The sequence below is a fragment of the Prochlorococcus sp. MIT2302 genome (assembly GCF_059772385.1).
Window position 1 is genome coordinate 423,778 of record NZ_CM186285.1, and the last position, 16,096, is coordinate 439,873.

The window sequence follows — 16,096 nt, forward strand, 5'->3', positions numbered from 1 at the left end:
GTAAGCTAGATGCAGATAACCTTCTAACTTTTAAGTTTGTTGAACTAATGGCAGCAACAAAAAAAGACTCAGAGCCTCTAGATAACTTATCCAGTCAAGATATAGAGGATATTGTCAGATCAAATGATATCTTGGATCAAGAAAATGAAAAACTAATCAGAGAAGAAGAAATAGAAGCACAAAGATTCTCTAAGACAAAAACTACAAAAAGATTGGTTAGACGATTAAGAAGATCTCCACTTGAAGTGATAAATCGATCACTCTTTTTTGTATTCATTGGTAGTTTTATCTTCTCCTTTGTCTCTGTTTACTCAATCAATAAATCGTGGTTTATCTTTTATGTCATCAGTGCTTTCTCATGTGTGTTATATACTCCAAATAGACAAGCCCTCAAGGAACTAATTGCAGCATGGCCAAATATCGAAGATCTTATAAAAAAAAGAAGTCTATGGAAATAAATTATTGAGACTTATAGGCCATTGATTTGAAAGTTATTTTTTGAGCTAAGTCTGATCTATCCTAAATCCATAATTGATTAATATGGTAATGGATAAGAAAGGAGCCAAAGGGTACTGGATCTCAACTGCAAAGGTTATTAATCAAGAATTATTTAATGAATATGTCGAAAAAGTTGGGCCATGGCTCAAAGAAAATGGTGGGGAGGTATTTGCAAAAGATACAGACCCAATAGGAAAAGAAAAAACTGAAGATTCAAACCTAGCCGTCATTTGCGAATTCCCTTCTATGCGAGTAGCAATAGAAGCTTATGAATCCAGAGAGTATCAAGAGCTATCAAAGCTACGTACAGCCGCGACAGTTAATTCTACTTTCACAATCATGGAGGGAATGGACGAGGCGACAAAACTTAGAAGAGCAATGGGAATGTAGATAATGGCATCAGCCACTTCATCATTCATTTCACATGGATGGATGAATTGATCTAATTCCTTACCGCATTAAAACTCAAGGAGGCATATTTAGGTGAGTACTCAAAACAGAAGTGACGATCTAGAACTAGTTAGGAAAAACCTTGAATTAATTATTAGTTCGAACAATTACCAATTAGCCCATGAAGATAGAGAGTTACTCAATAGTGATGAAATGAGAGGAGTGCGAATGCTTCTAGAAATTAATAAACCAGACAAAATCCTAGAAGAACAAAATATTTTATCAACAATTATCGTCTTTGGAGGAGCGAGCCTAACCGGTAAAAGCTCTATAGATAACAGACTTGAAATAGCGAAGAACTCTCTCACCAAAGATCCGAGCTCATCGTATTTACAGAGAGAAATAACACGTCTAAAGAATTTACAATCGATATCTCATTATTACGATTCTGCCAGAGAATTCGCAAAGATTGTCTCCAGACAAAACCAAAAAGAACAATGCAATTCACATGTAATTGTCACTGGTGGCGGCCCAGGGATTATGGAGGCTGCGAATAGAGGCGCTTTTGATGCCGACTGTAAATCCATAGGTTTAAATATAAGTCTCCCAAACGAACAACATCCCAATCCTTATATCACTCCTGGGCTTTGCTTCAAATTTAATTATTTCGCCTTACGAAAATTTCATTTTGTGATGCGATCAGTTGCAGCTGTCTTTTTCCCTGGAGGATTTGGAACATTTGATGAACTCTTCGAATTACTCACTCTTCGTCAAACAGGAATGAAAACACAAATTCCAATTATTCTATTTGGTCGAGATTATTGGTCGAAAGTGATCAACTTTCAATTCCTTTCCGATCACGGACTTATCTCTGATGATCACATGAATCTCTTTCAATACGCCGATAGTGCTTCAGAAGCATGGGACATTATCAAACAATAGAAGTAAGATGTGATAATGGATTGGAAAACATCACTAGATTGGTATTGTTCAGGCAACATTCTCGATAAAGAGGATCTAGACCTTTTAGAAAAACATTATCAACAGGTAATCAATGAAATCGATACGAATATCTCCCTTGAACTAGCTCCAAAACATATTTGTAATCAAACCAACATTCCAGAGGGAAGTTCCTGGTTTACAGCAGTAGCAGTTGTACTTGATCGATTAAATCCTGTTAATACTGGCAAGCCAAGAAGTTTAATAGTTGATCAATTAAGAAGAAAGCAAAGCAGTTAACCCCTCTTTATACAAAAGAGTTGAACATAAAAGGCCCGATGCCCAACAAAGTCCTCTAGCAGGAGGAATATCGCCAACATAAGCACCGATATAGATAAACCTAACAATTGGGTGAACCCACGCAGCTATTACGGCCAAAGGAGAGACAACACCAGCAATCAGACATAGCAAACATGCAGGAGCGTGAAGAGTTATGCTCTCCCAGCAATTTTGATGACACCAAACAGCTCTTTTGCCAAAATCGGGGAGCTCATCAAATAAAGCTCTTGGAGCACTCATATTCTCGGCCGAATATCCAGCTTTGACTCGGCCATAAGTTAGTGGCCCAATTGACAGCAAAACAACGACGGCAGACAGGCAAAGGCTCCAAGCAAAAGCTGTTTCCATGGAATAAAAAATGATATTTCGAGCTTAAGTGAGGCAGAGTCAAAATGAGGATCAAAGGTTGGTTTAAATTGATATGCCAAAGGTTAATACAAATAAAATTTTCAAAGAGAAGATAAAAACACAATATTTAGCTCATAAACTTGTTATCCTCTGGTAGTCATAAAGAGTTCTGCTCGACTAAATCACCAATTATTTAAGCAATCCAACCATGGACTGGGATTCTGCAAAACAACATTGCAACGAAAGAAACTGGCAATGGTCATTGGAATTAATCAATCAGGCTCAAAAGGAGATGGAAGAGTTAGAAACGAAACTAAAAAAATGTGAGGATCAACAGAAAGCTAATCGTTTATATAACGCCTGTAATTACTAATGGAAGAAATGAGCGCAACAATAGTTCCATTGGGTTCACTTGCCCTTATATTTGCTTTGATTTCAATCCTTGTCTTCCTTAGGAAAGCAAGTATCGCAAGACAAGCTGATGAGTCTATAAAAAATAGAATGGAAGCAAAAAGGAATGAAAAGACCGAATCTCTTGAAGAACAAAAAAAACGCTTAGAAATTTTGCTTAGAAAATAAAAAGATACATACTTACAAATTATCGTCGCTAATTTTGCCAATCCTTTTAATCGGATTTGACCCATCTCTGTGATTTGCTGGATCAAATGGAAAATTTGTATCTGGTCCTAAAAGATCATCAATACTTTTTGTATCCATTGAGCCTTGATCATTTTCAATATCAACATCCGTTGTCATTAACACCGGCTGTGCTTCAACTGACTGGAAGCAAATACTAATTACTAAAAATAGGGAAAGTAATAATCCAAACCAAGTTTTTATAACACTGTTCATTGAGAAGTAAAAGATTAACTAATTGCTCAAGGAAAGTATATTTCCTTATTTCTTTTCAACTACTAGTCTTCAAAAATAAGACATGCAGGAGAAGAAGGATTTAAAGCACACTCTCTCTCCCAGTATGAAGCTATTGCAGTCATTCCTCTTTTGACTGCCTCATGCTTTCTACCTATATCACCCATATTCTCTCTGGGGACGCTAAATGAAGTTTGAAGTTTCATAGTTTTCCTCTTCAATTAATTTCGGTATAAACCATCAAGAATGCCTATGGCAAGTGAATTTATCCTCATCTTTCTCTTAAATTATTTTAGAGTCATCAATTAAAATATTTTTAATCTGGGGAACTCAATTTTTGACATATGATGAATTGCTTAAAAAAAGCGAAATCAACCCAAGCAATTAAGGGTTATAACAAGTGACTTCACCAATAATTTCAATAATGACATTAGGCATCGCTATTATAGGAATTTCAGTTTGGTGGGTCACAACCACCCTAATGGAAGGTAACAAGGCACTTGAAGAAAGCCAAAAAGAGAATCTAGACAATTAACACTTTCATAGATTTAGATACAAAGCAATGCGTTGAGAAAAATCATTTGAAAATCTAGTAAAAAAAGCACCTCCACTTAAATAGTGCAGGTGCAAAAACACATTCTTCAGACCAACTAACAGTTACTTCTTATTAAGAGCAGCCTAAACCTTTGTGGGAGACAAAGCCTTAAGTTCCTTTTTTATCTCATTTTGACGTTCATCAAGAACTTTAATACGAGCTTTAAAGCTCTCTTCTAGTCTTTTTCTGGTGCCATCGATGTCGTCGAGTTCCTCTTGACGTTGATTACGCTTAAGCTCTTCAAGCTGACTTTCAGAAACCACATAAACAGTTGTGGTAGGTGCAATTAAAGAATCAGAGAAAAAAGTATCGAAGAGTGAAGTGTACATAACTTTTCATTGGGAGTACACAACTACTCTGTTCTAAAGTAATTAAGTTAGGGATGAGGCATACCGTAGAAATTGATTCGGTAAATACAACTCACTTCGGTTGCTACTACTCAAAAGTTAGGTATACCGACCTCTAAAATTTTTTCACAAAGCGTCTCTTGAAAGAGATAACAAAATAATGGCTACATATTCACTCTTACTTGGGATCCTAGTGATAATAATTTCATGGAAATTCTTCAATGACTGGGCTTCTGGCCTGGCAGGATTTATTTATGGTGGCATCTTATTTTGGAGTATCAAATTATTTGTTCAACTTATTAAAACTTTATTTGGATAAAAAATGATGTCTACATTGAAATCAAATGAAACTACTAAAGCCATGTTTTAAGCCCCAAAAGATAGTCACCAAAATTGCTGACAAAGGTAGTGCGATGGCAAGTGTGATATTGATTGTTCTAAAAATCTTCCCAACTCCATTACTCGTATCTTTAGAAGGATCTACGATAAGTGGCATAGCGAATACGTAATTTTTTTATTTATAGGCGCAATTTCTATTCTATTGGTTAGATTGTCGTAATTATCGAGACAGTCTCATGTATTTATTAGGTCTTGGACTATTAGTTTTAAGCACTTGGTATCTGATGAAGCTATACACAAATTTCAATAACGATCCGATAGCAAAGAAAGAAATCGACAATGCATGGCAAGAAGCAAAGAAAGAAGCAAAGGGTAAAAATCCTTTTGCACCAGGAAGAATTAAAGAGGCTCTCAATGCATATAAAGCCGATATGAATAAAAAAAACAACTAAAAGATAGAAAATCCAAAGAGATCAAAATATTTCTAAAAAGTAGTTAAATTGGTTTTTTGTAGATTTAGTAGTGACGCCCTCATTAGTTCTAATGGATTATGTAGACAGAAAGACACTGAATAACGAACAATTAGAATATCTCGAACAAGTTTTAAAAGCATCAATTCAGAAATTGAAATTCACTGGTATCGAACCTGTAATTGCTAGTAATGAAATATGTGATGCAGCTCTCATTTCCCAGGGTTCGTATGAAATAAGTTGTATCGCGTCCATACTTGATATGCTTCAGCCAACAGAAAAAAGAATGGAGCGCAAAAAAAAGGTATTCAACGCTCTATGTAATGCAGGTTTAATAGTTACTTATTAAAGAAAGAGGCCTACCTGAGTAAACAGATCCAAATAAATACAAGCAAGATATCTACCAAAAATACCAGTGAGAGGCATTGAACCTCTCATGCCGCCTGACGGTCTGGGTAAGCTTTATTTAGCAGCTTCAGGTGCTTTTCTGGCTTTGCGTGCACGTCTAGCAGGTCTACCAGCACTTGGCTTAACAACTGCAGAAACCTCAGCTTTAGCTTTGGCTGCTGCCTTTTTAGCTACAGGCTTTTTAGCTACTGCTTTCTTTGCTGTTGCCTTTTTAGCTACAGGCTTTTTAGCTACTGCTTTTTTAGCTGTAGTTTTTTTAGCTGCAGCAGCTTTGGGAGCAGAACCTTTACGTGTGCGATGAGAAAGAATTAAAGCCCATTCATCAGCGCTAATATTTGCTGGCTTATTTCCATGAACCTCAGAAACTTTTGCTGCTTTTTCGATATCTTTAATTAGGTTTTTCCAAGAAGCTGCGTAACGTTTATCAGACTGAGATTTAGCACCGCTTTCAACAAGGGTTTCAACGACTTGAGAAGCAGTAACCTTCTTACGACGTCTGTTAAAGATCTCCTTTTGCAAGGTAGCAATCAAGGCATCACCTTTAGCACTAACTTTGATGGATAACTGAGACATAACTCAATAATTACTTTCTTAATACATCTATCACATATAGGGTATTAAATTCAATAGTCAATGGTTAATCGACTACTAAATTTTCATATATCTATCAATATAGATTAAAGTTACACCTTCAAATAAATGGTTCTTGACTATAAAGCCATATCAAGTCGGCAAGACAAAAGCAAAAAACGAATATAAAAAAAATGAAGTCAATAAAGCTAATAGACCTCATATGCTGATCAAAGATCGAATGGGAACACTCATAAGCGAATTGATCTATTCAAAGTGTCAGGCCACCTCTGGACACCAACAGATCTCTCTCACTTGTTGCCGCATATAAAGAAGACAACGTGAAATCAAATGGTCTCCATGAGGAATAAGACGACGATGAAAATAACACGAAAGAATCATTCTGCAATGCTTGTCACTGGAATAATTGAGATGCTTACATGTCACGCAAACGCAAGCTGAACATGTTTTTTTGAGAATCGCTTTTTCAAGGAATTACCACTCTTCTTCTTGACCAAAGATCTGATCGGAGCAAGTTTCTTTGGGGTGAGTCGTAGACATTGACAATTTCCAATAGGTTGGGCTACGTAGGATATCCATTCTTCAGCCTTAAAGACAGCATACGGGGAAGCAGATAGAGTCATTTACATCTAGCAGTACACTTGTACTATAGATAGCTATTAGGTAATGTCAAGACATATTTTTCAAAACATCTAAAATATGTCGCCTGTAATAAATACCAACAATCGAACAAAAAAGATGCTCAAACACGGCTAACGCATCAAGGATATAAATGCTAAATAAAAATAATTAAACAGATAGGGGCGACAACGAACAAAAGAGACATAAAAAAGCCCTCATCTCATGAGGGCAAAGTGAACTGCTGAAGGATCCCCATCACCCAGCATTTCAAAAATAATAATCAAATCAATCAGATTAGGCAACATTAAAGCACCATATGTTTTATCTCAGACTTAAATGCACACCATCTGTAGGGGGGGGGTTGATTTATAAGGGAAATAGGGTTAGAAATAGTATCCCCATCACCCAGACCCGTAGGACACCATACCTAGGGTCTTTTTTATTGGAAAACCTTTTATAGAGGGATTTCGTCAATATCAAGCACATATGATCTGTGGAAAACTTTTGTTATTTGAATGAATTTGCGAGCTAAAAAATATGTCCTTACATAAATCTTCGAAAAGTAGCTTATAAAGGTTTAAAAACGATTAATTGAAAAATCCTTCTCAATTAAGTAAAAAGGTTTTAAATCTTTTAATTGATAGGAAAAAGACAATTGGGATAAAGAACTTAAATCAATCGAATAAATCCAGTTGAAATCTTTATGTGATTACACAAAATGATTGATCTCAAAAGAAATAGCAAAAAAGAACCAATTGAAGCCACAGGCCTTCGAAGTCGTAAGTCTTCTCTATATAAGCCAAATCAACAAGAAGATTTCAAAATTAGTAGAGGTCGTTTCTCAAATTTTCTGACGTGTCAAAGGTGCTTTTATCTCGATAGGGTAAGAGGTCTTGATCCTCCTGGGACACCAGGTTGGACTCTTAATGAAACCACTGACCTATTACTAAAAAAAGAATTTGACGATTGCAGACAAAAGCAGGTTCCACACAGAATATTTGCATCAAACGGACTATCTCATGTTGTTCCATTTGATCATCCTGAAATGGATAACTGGAGAAACTCTCTTCATCGGGGACTAATGCATCGTTACAAGGATACCGGAATAATTTTGACTGGAGGTGTAGACGATATTTGGCAAGACACTATTACAAGGCAACTAATAATTGTGGATTACAAATCACAAGCAAAAAACGGAAGAGTTGATAAGAAAGATTATTTAGCGGATCCTTTTCATGAGGCCTATAAAATTCAAATGGACTTTTATGCTTACTTACTCTCGGGGATGGGTTTTAGTGTTCATTCAATATCTTATTTTCTAGTTTGCAATGCAAAAAGGGATGAAGATGAATTTAATAAGACCATGCGTTTTGATGAATATCTTGTTCCCTACAAATGGAGTAATGATTGGATAGAGAGTCGACTAGATGAAATGGTCACACTAATGAATCAATCAGAGATTCCAGAATCAAATCCTTCATGCAAGAACTGCGCCTATGCAAATCAATATTCAAAAATACTATTTTCAGAAAATTCAAGTAAAAAAGAAATTACACAAGGAACTTTGCCATTATTTTAAGAATGCTAATAGTTTTAAAAATGATTCTGATTAAAAAGCGTCTAAAGGATTAATGGGATGTGCGGAAGATATCAGCTATTAACAAAATTTATAAATTTACCTGATCTTTTAAAAAAAGATGTGCCAAGGGGATTGAGTCAAAATTATGAACCACAAATATTAATCAAACCAGGTTCTCCAATTCTTGTTCTTAAGAATGAAGGCAAGACACAAACATCAATAATGCTATGGGGTTTTATATCTGAGTGGAGTAAAGACCCTTTTGACAACACAAGGCCAAAGCCATTTAACGCGAGATCAGAAAGTGTTGAAGAGAAGAAACTTTTTCGTGCAAGCTGGAGGCATAAGAGATGTTTGATACCAGCCAGTGGTTTTCTAGAAAAAGGTCACCTAATAGGTAGAAAAGATTCTCAAACTTTCTGGTTAGGAGGACTTTGGAATCGATGGATGTCTAAAGAAGGTTGTGAACTAGAGAGCTGTTGTGTGCTAACGACCGAACCAAATGATTTAGTCAAACAATTTCATAACCGTATGCCCGTTATTATTCCAAATGGTCTAGAAGATGAATGGATCTCTTCAGTTAAAAATGCTGAGGACCTTAAAGCTTTAAAACCGTTAATGACTAAATGGGATCCAGAAGAATGGAAAGCCGAGCCAATAAACAAACCTAATGCCGACCAATTATCCTTCCTATAAAATCAAGACACAAAAGGGCTTATACAAGCCCTTTTTACATTTCATAAGATCAGGACTTCAATGATCGTGATGCACTTCTGCCGAGCTAGGTATTTCATGGGCAGAAGACAATTTCTTCAATGATTGAGATCCACAAATAGCAGACAGAGCGATCACAACCAAGGATACAGTGCTTAACAACTGAAGCACTATCGGGAGATGTGAATTAATTCTTTCTCTAAGGGTAGTCATTTGCGAAGTTAAATAACACTCCATTCAAACAAAAAGAATAAGCACCGTCCATAGCTTGAATATTATGAACTAAATAGCAAAAAGCAAAAAAATAGGCATAAATAAATTTAGTCCTACTGTTAAGAGTGATGTACTAGATTTAACTTCATCAGCCAATACTAGGGTCTCACTCTCTTATTGATTTCTAATTATGACCTAAATATTTAAAAGTCTCATAAGATACATAACTAAAATTAGATATTGAAAGAAAGCTCAAGAATAAATAAATGTACAATTAAAGCAATAATTAACTCAAATCTACTCATGGCTGAAGAATTAATAAAGCCTAAAACCACTAGACGTCAGATATCTGATTAAAATTAGTTAAATAATATCTGCTATGGACGGAAATAAAATGGATCTCCCTTCTCTAGTCAAACTTAAAGAATTAGAAAAAAGCGCAAGAGTAGATGGGAGTGGCATTGAATTTGACTCTCTATTAGGACTATGGAAATTTAATTCAGTGTGGAAACAGGGATCAGATAAAGAAAACACGATTTCAAGCACTTTGCTACAGGTTCTCTCAGCCAGTCTAGAGTTGAAGAAAGAGACACAGAATCCAGAAGAAAAGAAATTTACTATCGCCAACGCAATTAAATTTGGATTACTAACTCTGAGATTCAGTGGCTACGCAAATTTAGAAAGGAAGCAGCCATTACTACCTTTTTCCTTCGATTCCATTCAAATAAAAATAGCTTCATTAACTATTTATAAGAGTTCCCTACCTGCACCGGATCATAAGAAAAGACCATTTTTTGCACTAATAGCTATTGACCCAAATGGTAAATGGTTGTCTGCAAGGGGAAAGGGTGGAGGACTTGCTCTATGGGTAAAAGATAAATAAGCTACTAGCTTTGAAATAACCTCTTATATTTTGTTCAGTAAACTATTCTAAGTATATTTTTAAATATACAACTCTCGGTACAAAATTTAAAAAGCAAAATGTTACTTACACGAAATGACATTAAGCAATAACTTTATTTCTTAGAGAAATCCTTTCAATAGAATTTGGATGCTCTCTTACAAATCTATTGAACTCAATAGCCAACTGTCTAGCTTCAAAAGCATCAATGGCATAAAACCCTAATTCATGTCTTTTGTTAGCTAAATCTCGGTAGCTAACAGCGTATCTTTTGCAGGATGTAATCGGTCTTGAAGACAATTTTTTAATATCAATTGACCATATCCTAAAAACAACGAAATAGTTCTGAAAGAAGTCTACCGAACAATTTGGGATAGGAAACCGAATATAAAAAGACATAATGCTTTTAAACAATTAGATGTGAAACAATATCTGAACTAAATTCTTGATGAGGATCGTCGCAACCTAATTTAGCTAAATTGCATCTTTTAAAATAGAATAAATTTTAAAAGACTTGAAAATTACAAACCACCTAAGTATTGAATTATTGGAAAATCTAATTACATTAATAATTTATACTTTATAGATTTGGTATTTCTTCCTACAAGCAGACATTAAATAAAAAGGTAACTTTAAAAAAATTATTCAATTAATTAAAGTTATGAATTTAGATATTTACAAAGCGATTGTTAAAGCATCCGAGCAAGGCAATTTATGGGGACTCAAACGAACTGATTATTAACTATGTTTAAATTGACCAAATTTAAGTTTATTCAACTCATTATATTATGGAATCTACCAATCCTAATTTTATTTATAGGAATAATCTCAATACCCATGAAATTATCTGATTCAATTTCAATTTTTTAACAACTCAGATTTTAAAAAAAAAAATTCTTTTTGGTAGAAACATAATTAATCTCTAAGTGTAACCATTAAAATCTTGATATGCACTAGCTTTAAACACCTTAAATGGCTAGAAATAGTAAAAATCTGGTATTTGATCTATGGGGATTCGATAAGTACACGGCACGTGTTCGATTAAGCAGCTTTAAAATGAATACTAGTGTTGTCGGTCCATGTCCAAGCAGACTTCTCCATTGTAGATAGATCGACTCTGTGGCTCGCCATCCAGTCTCCGTTGGCTTCTATAAATTTCTCAATATTCCCCTCTGGGTGCTGATGTATAACAATTATTTTTTGAGGGTCATCATCACTACACCCTCTGTACAAAGGCTGAATATTAAACTCTCTATGCCTTCTAGTAGCTTCTTTGCTGTCGAAGATTGCAGCCCACTCATCAAAGGTGCTTTCAACCTTAAAAGTAAAAACTGAGGTGACAGTAGAAGACATCTAAAATCTTTCAATATGGGCAAACGATACCCCAACAAAACAAAACTAACTAACAGTTGTTGTAAAAACTAGATAAATAAGAAAACTTTCTGCTAGAAATGGCTGATGGAGATACCAAGAAAAACCCTAAAACGAATCATCAACTTAATTGTTGTTCTAATCGTTGCCATTGTTGGGTACATCAAAGTAAAACACCCATTTAGTTATTTAATTGGAGTCCCTGTTACCAGTTGGGTCGTTTATCTATTATGTAATGCCATGTGCACAGATATTCTTTTTGGAGAAACATTAGGTTGTTCAGAAAAAAGTATATATAAGGAGAAATAAGCTAACTACGAATTAAAACTTTCTCAATCAGTAAAAAGAAACACATGCCCTAAACTGAAAAGTACTTGCAAAGATAAACTCAAGCTAAGATAACGAATTAATCATAAAATAACTCCTGAACACCGAAAATAACAAAATGATATTCGCTTTACTCAGTTGGAAATAATCTTTCTTTTAGCTGAATTAATACCATGTCTTTTAATAGGCTATTTACTAGGACGATTTAAAAAAGATTTATCCCTAACGATATCTCGTCCTTTAATGAGCTATGGAATTCCTATCAGCTTGATGGGGATATTACTAAAGTCTGGCCTTGAATTACCTTTAATTGAATCTGCTCTATTAGCGTTAGTAGCTATTGGCTTTTTAATGACTCTATTAAATTGCCTTCCTGGTATAAAAAACTTAATACCAAACAGATCTCTTCAATTAGGTAGTGCATTCGGAAATACTGGATATTTCGGAATACCAGTTTCACTAGCACTGCTTCCAAATCATGCTTTGATTTACAGTATAGGTTTTGACCTTGGTGCGACATTAGTAATTTGGAGTATCGGTCCAATACTGCTAACAGATCCTTCAAAAGTTTTAAGTTCTAATAGATATTGGCAGAATTTCATAAAAGCAATCTTTAGAAGCCCTGCTGTAAAAGGACTGATTGGCGCATTAATTGTTCATTCATCGCCTTGGAATGAACAAATAACAGCCTTACTTTGGATACCTTCAAGAGTTGTAATTGTTTTAGCACTTGTAATCGTTGGAATGCGTCTAAGTTGGTTGAGGAAAGCAAATCTCTCAAGATTAAAAATCCAAATAACATCCATAAAAAATGCTTTAATCATGAAACTGGTTGGATTGCCAGTCATTATGTTGATCATTTCCTCAGCGATCAGATTACCCAACGTCATGCGAGAGGCCTTAGTACTTCAATCAGCTGCGCCAACAGCAATATCTGTCTTACTAATATCCCAAGCAGCGTCAAGAGATGAAGAGGAAGCCACATCGCTTGTTGTATTAAGTACAATCATCGCGCTCATATCAATCCCTGCTTGGTTGATGATTATAAGATTGTAAAAAGTTAACAACTATCGCCTTTTAACTCAGTTTGTCTAAGTTGTAAGAAATACAATTTTTTTAATGACCTCAGCTACAGCAACAAAAGCGACAGCAAAGAAAACAGCGGCAGTAAAATCATCAACAGTAAAATCTCAATCAATTTATTCATCAACCCAATCAAGATTTGCCAGTTCAAAGCTAATTCAAAACCTAGGTTCATCTAATGATGGGGTTCAATTCGATTTTTCAAGTTCGTTAAGAACTGCATTTGGAAGGGACTAAAAGGATATGGACCTTTTAAAAACACTTTTTACAGTTGCTATATGTCTAGGTATTGGGTGGGCAATATCAAAAGGGATTATGTTTGGTTTGACTCATATTTAATATTCCTGAAGAATGGCATCCTACAAATGAAGAAATTGAATTTATAGGCAGTGCATGGATGCAAGTCAAGGTCGGATGCGAAAAAATAAAAGCGCAACAACTGTAAAAAAAAAATATATTTTAAATATGCTTAACGAAATAGCAGATCATTATCAAGAAAATTAATGACTAAAGGATGGGAACCAAAAGAAGAACATCAAGCAGTTATTGCAAGGAGTATAGAGTTTATTTCTGATGAATTAGCTGAGTTACAAGAGGCTTTACGGTGTCCAAATTCATTTATTGTTGAAATAGCTAATAGGGTAGTATCTGAATATAAAACAAACCAAATCATCATTAGAAGAGATGAAGAATAAATGGAATTTCTGCAATCACATGATTTAAACCAATTGGGGCTTTGGACCCCTCTTATTGGAGGTATTCTTCTTTACGTTGGCTTAAATCTAAAAATCACTGAAGTTGATCCTAATGAGTAATCAATGCATGAAAAATGAGTATAACGATAAGAAAAGGTTCGATTTATTAGAATAGTTTGGGATGAAACAAGGAACTCTTGAACTAATTTTTTTTGCTCTGATTTTCTTGAGTCTTCAATTTTGGTGGATAAGGATGACACTTAAAAACGGTCGAACTGGAGAAGTAGATAAATGGGGGCAAAAAACAAACCCAAAAAAACTAAATGAATTGGAGAAAGTGAAGCAAGATTTAGAAAAACTTTTTCGATCTTAGTTCTCAATACTATTAAAACTCTTTAAATAATGAACTATCAAATATTGCTCGAAAGCTTCGCTACTGGTGAAGGGATTAATAAAGACGTAATACCATTACTAGAGTTAGAACTTGATTCTCAACTAGAGTCTATTAAATATTCTCGCACTCAAGGTTGCACAGAAAAAACACCAAAGCACATTTGAGAGGCAGCTCAAGTTTGCGAAGGCAGTAGTTGGATCCCCTGCTTTGCTTCAATACTAGATAAGGCTAATCCCCTTTCTCTTGGGAATAAATCCAGAGGAGCAAAAGTCATTGATGCACTTCTAGATAATAATTATTTAATGAATTAAACTAGTAAAAACAATTATCAATTCAATATTAATAGACAAATTATTATTAAACAAATCCAATGAAAAATAGTGAAAGTCGCGAAGAAAGGAAAAAACGTTTTAAAAATCTTTCAAGCGCAGAAAGAAAAATGTTGATTAGAAAGAAACTAGAACTACAAGGTTTAACAGAGGGAAGCGGTGTAAGTGGAAAGGATCAATCTTCTTACGACAAAGAAGAAATGACAGATTTAATTCTATTAACAAGATGTTTTCAAAAGAATAAATTTCAATAACTCATCCAACCAAAATTTATTTTACGAAGTTAGTCCCTGCATAATGAGCATATGAATAAGCTTATTAAAAAAAGGAAAATTACCTTTGCAAGGTTTGCTGTTCGTACACTCGCTATCTCTACAAGCACCCTCGCTCTATTTGATTTTCTAAAAGAAGACTATCAAGCTGGTGGGCTACTAGCACTTGGATGGTTAACCATCGTGATCGGGGAGAAAAGGATGTTAAATGGGGAAAAGACAAATAAAGAAACCTAAAAAATTTTCCAACTGTTAACTATCAATAAATAGATCTATAAAATTCATTCAGCTTTTATTCTCTATGCCACCATAAAAGGTAACAGTATATGAAACTTTAAATATTCAGGCATTTTATTCCACCCCATTAGTTCTATGAGTGAGACAAAGAAAAATAAGAACTTCAATCTGACAGAAATGAAGTTCAAGTTTAATGATTTATTTACTGGAATTGCGCTGCTCTTGTGTGCATTTTTATGTGCGTTTAGCCTTGCACTAATTGCAATAAGGCTAGGGCCAATAGCTAAATGGGCTAATTATCAGACTATTTGCGTTGAACAAGAAAGTTTAAAATCTCCAATCGAATGGGCGGTGCGTAAATGCAATGGAAGATCAAAAGTTTATCAAGTGAAATGAAGGCAACGCAATTAAAATTGAATTTATAATTTTTACCATTGAGATGATCACATGTTTCCTAAAAAGCAATAACATCGAATCAATTGTTTGCTTAGAGCCAAAACAATAGAAATCCCGCCAAAAGTCCAGACATATGACCTAACAAGCTAATTCCAGGTAGGAATGACCAAATAATTCCAATACCTGTGAGTACTGAAATAGATTTAAGTAATCTTGGATCTTTCTTTAACTCGCATCCAATGTAAACAAATTTTTTCTTTCCATAAATTGTAGTCATTAGAATAAACCCGTCGATACCAAATAAAACTCCACTAAATCCAATAGCTAGAGAAATAGGATTTCTATAAACCAAAATATCAACGCACCAACAAATGAACGCTTGTAGAGGCATTATCAATACAATAAGAGCCAGAAAGAAATAGTCACTTTGAAGACTTAAAGATTTAAGAAAATATCTAGCTACGATGATTCCAGAGATATTTGCCAATAAATGATTAAAATTACCATGAAAAAAATGGGATGTAATAATCCTGTATGGCTCATAAAACAAACGTCCAGACCAATAAGCAATAGAAGTCTTATCAATTATTCCTAAGAAATCTGTCGCAAAGAAGCAAATAGTGCAAGCCAAAAAGGGGACAACGTATTGCCAATCATCCTTTGAAATTTTCTCAAGCATTCCTAAATAGATACGCCAATAATTCAATAGTACTTGGTGATTTTGATCAATTGAAAAGCAAATAGGGTTAATTCTTTAAGTATATGAATAAGCTAAAATATTTACCTATCATGAATTTCATCAATAAAGAAAGGTACTAAAGCCTAGGGTG

31 protein-coding genes are annotated in these 16,096 nt (G+C 34.7%); 21 read left to right on the forward strand and 10 right to left on the reverse strand.

The genetic code is table 11. From position 1 onward, the window contains the following. The first annotated feature begins 47 nt into the window (after positions 1–47). The 4 genes from AC6EI2_RS02395 (at position 48) to AC6EI2_RS02410 (ending at position 2,127) form a co-directional block, all read left to right on the forward strand. Positions 48–458, forward strand: a complete 411-nt coding sequence (locus AC6EI2_RS02395) for a DUP family protein (protein ID WP_498462822.1) — start codon at positions 48–50, stop codon at positions 456–458. A gap of 88 nt (positions 459–546) precedes the next feature. Then, entirely contained in the window at positions 547–888 is a 342-nt protein-coding gene (locus tag AC6EI2_RS02400; RefSeq protein ID WP_498462823.1) for a DUF1330 domain-containing protein, read from the forward strand. Between the two features lie 93 nt (positions 889–981). After that, the gene (locus AC6EI2_RS02405; RefSeq protein ID WP_498462824.1) at positions 982–1,830 is read left to right on the forward strand and encodes an LOG family protein; all 849 of its coding nucleotides are present in this window, start codon (positions 982–984) and stop codon (positions 1,828–1,830) included. A gap of 15 nt (positions 1,831–1,845) precedes the next feature. Further along, positions 1,846–2,127: a hypothetical protein gene (locus tag AC6EI2_RS02410; protein WP_498462825.1), complete on the forward strand. Its 282-nt coding sequence runs from the start codon at positions 1,846–1,848 to the stop codon at positions 2,125–2,127. Here AC6EI2_RS02410 and AC6EI2_RS02415 read toward each other — a convergent pair. After that, positions 2,104–2,514: an MAPEG family protein gene (locus tag AC6EI2_RS02415; RefSeq protein WP_498462826.1), complete on the reverse strand. Its 411-nt coding sequence runs from the start codon at positions 2,512–2,514 to the stop codon at positions 2,104–2,106. The genes AC6EI2_RS02410 and AC6EI2_RS02415 overlap by 24 nt on opposite strands. A gap of 208 nt (positions 2,515–2,722) precedes the next feature. Here AC6EI2_RS02415 and AC6EI2_RS02420 point away from each other — a divergent pair, with 208 nt between their 5' ends. Both AC6EI2_RS02420 and AC6EI2_RS02425 read left to right on the forward strand, forming a co-directional pair. Continuing rightward, positions 2,723–2,887: a hypothetical protein gene (locus AC6EI2_RS02420; RefSeq protein WP_269605828.1), complete on the forward strand. Its 165-nt coding sequence runs from the start codon at positions 2,723–2,725 to the stop codon at positions 2,885–2,887. Positions 2,888–2,895: 8 nt separating this feature from the next. Further along, positions 2,896–3,093: a hypothetical protein gene (locus AC6EI2_RS02425; protein WP_498462827.1), complete on the forward strand. Its 198-nt coding sequence runs from the start codon at positions 2,896–2,898 to the stop codon at positions 3,091–3,093. A 12-nt stretch (positions 3,094–3,105) separates the two neighbouring features. Here AC6EI2_RS02425 and AC6EI2_RS02430 read toward each other — a convergent pair whose 3' ends face one another. Together AC6EI2_RS02430 and AC6EI2_RS02435 are read right to left on the reverse strand one after the other, a co-directional pair. Then, the gene (locus AC6EI2_RS02430) at positions 3,106–3,366 is read right to left on the reverse strand and encodes a hypothetical protein (RefSeq protein WP_498462828.1); all 261 of its coding nucleotides are present in this window, start codon (positions 3,364–3,366) and stop codon (positions 3,106–3,108) included. 62 nt (positions 3,367–3,428) lie between these two features. Beyond that, positions 3,429–3,590, reverse strand: a complete 162-nt coding sequence (locus tag AC6EI2_RS02435) for a hypothetical protein (RefSeq protein ID WP_413390657.1) — start codon at positions 3,588–3,590, stop codon at positions 3,429–3,431. A 194-nt stretch (positions 3,591–3,784) separates the two neighbouring features. On the opposite strand from AC6EI2_RS02435, the gene AC6EI2_RS02440 reads away from it, so the two are divergent. After that, a complete protein-coding gene (locus AC6EI2_RS02440) occupies positions 3,785–3,919 on the forward strand; it encodes a hypothetical protein (RefSeq protein WP_498462829.1) in 135 nt (44 codons plus the stop codon). Positions 3,920–4,062: 143 nt separating this feature from the next. Here AC6EI2_RS02440 and AC6EI2_RS02445 read toward each other — a convergent pair whose 3' ends face one another. After that, the gene (locus AC6EI2_RS02445; RefSeq protein WP_498462830.1) at positions 4,063–4,308 is read right to left on the reverse strand and encodes a hypothetical protein; all 246 of its coding nucleotides are present in this window, start codon (positions 4,306–4,308) and stop codon (positions 4,063–4,065) included. A 358-nt stretch (positions 4,309–4,666) separates the two neighbouring features. Further along, positions 4,667–4,822: a hypothetical protein gene (locus AC6EI2_RS02450; protein ID WP_269605837.1), complete on the reverse strand. Its 156-nt coding sequence runs from the start codon at positions 4,820–4,822 to the stop codon at positions 4,667–4,669. Between the two features lie 127 nt (positions 4,823–4,949). Here AC6EI2_RS02450 and AC6EI2_RS02455 point away from each other — a divergent pair, with 127 nt between their 5' ends. Next, entirely contained in the window at positions 4,950–5,117 is a 168-nt protein-coding gene (locus AC6EI2_RS02455; RefSeq protein WP_498462831.1) for a hypothetical protein, read from the forward strand. A gap of 70 nt (positions 5,118–5,187) precedes the next feature. Continuing rightward, positions 5,188–5,484, forward strand: a complete 297-nt coding sequence (locus AC6EI2_RS02460) for a hypothetical protein (RefSeq protein WP_498462832.1) — start codon at positions 5,188–5,190, stop codon at positions 5,482–5,484. 113 nt (positions 5,485–5,597) lie between these two features. Here the strand turns inward: AC6EI2_RS02460 and AC6EI2_RS02465 are convergent, their stop codons facing one another. Both AC6EI2_RS02465 and AC6EI2_RS02470 read right to left on the reverse strand, forming a co-directional pair. Beyond that, positions 5,598–6,116, reverse strand: a complete 519-nt coding sequence (locus tag AC6EI2_RS02465) for a hypothetical protein (RefSeq protein ID WP_498462833.1) — start codon at positions 6,114–6,116, stop codon at positions 5,598–5,600. Positions 6,117–6,556: 440 nt separating this feature from the next. Continuing rightward, on the reverse strand, positions 6,557–6,757 hold the full coding sequence (locus tag AC6EI2_RS02470; protein WP_498462834.1) for a hypothetical protein: 201 nt from the start codon (positions 6,755–6,757) through the stop codon (positions 6,557–6,559). 716 nt (positions 6,758–7,473) lie between these two features. On the opposite strand from AC6EI2_RS02470, the gene AC6EI2_RS02475 reads away from it, so the two are divergent. The 3 genes from AC6EI2_RS02475 to AC6EI2_RS02485 all read left to right on the forward strand — a co-directional run bounded on the left by AC6EI2_RS02475 (position 7,474) and on the right by AC6EI2_RS02485 (position 10,144). Beyond that, positions 7,474–8,334 (forward strand): PD-(D/E)XK nuclease family protein, encoded by an 861-nt coding sequence (locus tag AC6EI2_RS02475; protein ID WP_498462835.1) that lies wholly within the window; start codon positions 7,474–7,476, stop codon positions 8,332–8,334. A 57-nt stretch (positions 8,335–8,391) separates the two neighbouring features. Beyond that, positions 8,392–9,030 (forward strand): SOS response-associated peptidase, encoded by a 639-nt coding sequence (locus tag AC6EI2_RS02480; protein ID WP_498462836.1) that lies wholly within the window; start codon positions 8,392–8,394, stop codon positions 9,028–9,030. A gap of 610 nt (positions 9,031–9,640) precedes the next feature. Beyond that, entirely contained in the window at positions 9,641–10,144 is a 504-nt protein-coding gene (locus AC6EI2_RS02485) for a hypothetical protein (protein ID WP_498462837.1), read from the forward strand. 120 nt (positions 10,145–10,264) lie between these two features. Here AC6EI2_RS02485 and AC6EI2_RS02490 read toward each other — a convergent pair whose 3' ends face one another. Both AC6EI2_RS02490 and AC6EI2_RS02495 read right to left on the reverse strand, forming a co-directional pair. Further along, complete coding sequence (locus tag AC6EI2_RS02490; RefSeq protein ID WP_498462838.1) at positions 10,265–10,462, reverse strand: DUF8647 family protein; 198 nt, start codon at positions 10,460–10,462, stop codon at positions 10,265–10,267. Positions 10,463–11,203: 741 nt separating this feature from the next. Further along, positions 11,204–11,515, reverse strand: coding sequence for a DUF3764 family protein (locus AC6EI2_RS02495; protein ID WP_498462839.1), 312 nt, complete (start codon positions 11,513–11,515; stop codon positions 11,204–11,206). A 105-nt stretch (positions 11,516–11,620) separates the two neighbouring features. Between AC6EI2_RS02495 and AC6EI2_RS02500 the strand changes: the two genes are divergently transcribed. The 9 genes from AC6EI2_RS02500 to AC6EI2_RS02540 all read left to right on the forward strand — a co-directional run bounded on the left by AC6EI2_RS02500 (position 11,621) and on the right by AC6EI2_RS02540 (position 15,266). Continuing rightward, positions 11,621–11,842 carry a hypothetical protein gene (locus AC6EI2_RS02500; RefSeq protein WP_498462840.1) on the forward strand — a complete coding sequence of 74 codons (222 nt, stop codon included), beginning with the start codon at positions 11,621–11,623 and terminating at the stop codon, positions 11,840–11,842. Between the two features lie 156 nt (positions 11,843–11,998). Beyond that, a complete protein-coding gene (locus tag AC6EI2_RS02505; protein WP_498462841.1) occupies positions 11,999–12,916 on the forward strand; it encodes an AEC family transporter in 918 nt (305 codons plus the stop codon). Positions 12,917–12,979: 63 nt separating this feature from the next. Further along, on the forward strand, positions 12,980–13,180 hold the full coding sequence (locus tag AC6EI2_RS02510; RefSeq protein WP_158466706.1) for a hypothetical protein: 201 nt from the start codon (positions 12,980–12,982) through the stop codon (positions 13,178–13,180). 266 nt (positions 13,181–13,446) lie between these two features. Beyond that, entirely contained in the window at positions 13,447–13,638 is a 192-nt protein-coding gene (locus AC6EI2_RS02515) for a hypothetical protein (RefSeq protein WP_498462842.1), read from the forward strand. 181 nt (positions 13,639–13,819) lie between these two features. Further along, the gene (locus AC6EI2_RS02520) at positions 13,820–14,011 is read left to right on the forward strand and encodes a DUF8681 family protein (protein ID WP_498462843.1); all 192 of its coding nucleotides are present in this window, start codon (positions 13,820–13,822) and stop codon (positions 14,009–14,011) included. 29 nt (positions 14,012–14,040) lie between these two features. Next, on the forward strand, positions 14,041–14,196 hold the full coding sequence (locus AC6EI2_RS02525; RefSeq protein ID WP_498462844.1) for a hypothetical protein: 156 nt from the start codon (positions 14,041–14,043) through the stop codon (positions 14,194–14,196). Between the two features lie 206 nt (positions 14,197–14,402). Then, positions 14,403–14,615: a hypothetical protein gene (locus AC6EI2_RS02530; RefSeq protein WP_498462845.1), complete on the forward strand. Its 213-nt coding sequence runs from the start codon at positions 14,403–14,405 to the stop codon at positions 14,613–14,615. Positions 14,616–14,666: 51 nt separating this feature from the next. Continuing rightward, positions 14,667–14,870 (forward strand): hypothetical protein, encoded by a 204-nt coding sequence (locus tag AC6EI2_RS02535; RefSeq protein ID WP_498462846.1) that lies wholly within the window; start codon positions 14,667–14,669, stop codon positions 14,868–14,870. A 135-nt stretch (positions 14,871–15,005) separates the two neighbouring features. Then, on the forward strand, positions 15,006–15,266 hold the full coding sequence (locus tag AC6EI2_RS02540) for a hypothetical protein (protein ID WP_269613056.1): 261 nt from the start codon (positions 15,006–15,008) through the stop codon (positions 15,264–15,266). 91 nt (positions 15,267–15,357) lie between these two features. Here the strand turns inward: AC6EI2_RS02540 and AC6EI2_RS02545 are convergent, their stop codons facing one another. After that, positions 15,358–15,945, reverse strand: a complete 588-nt coding sequence (locus AC6EI2_RS02545; protein ID WP_498462847.1) for a rhomboid family intramembrane serine protease — start codon at positions 15,943–15,945, stop codon at positions 15,358–15,360. Positions 15,946–16,096: the final 151 nt, after the last annotated feature.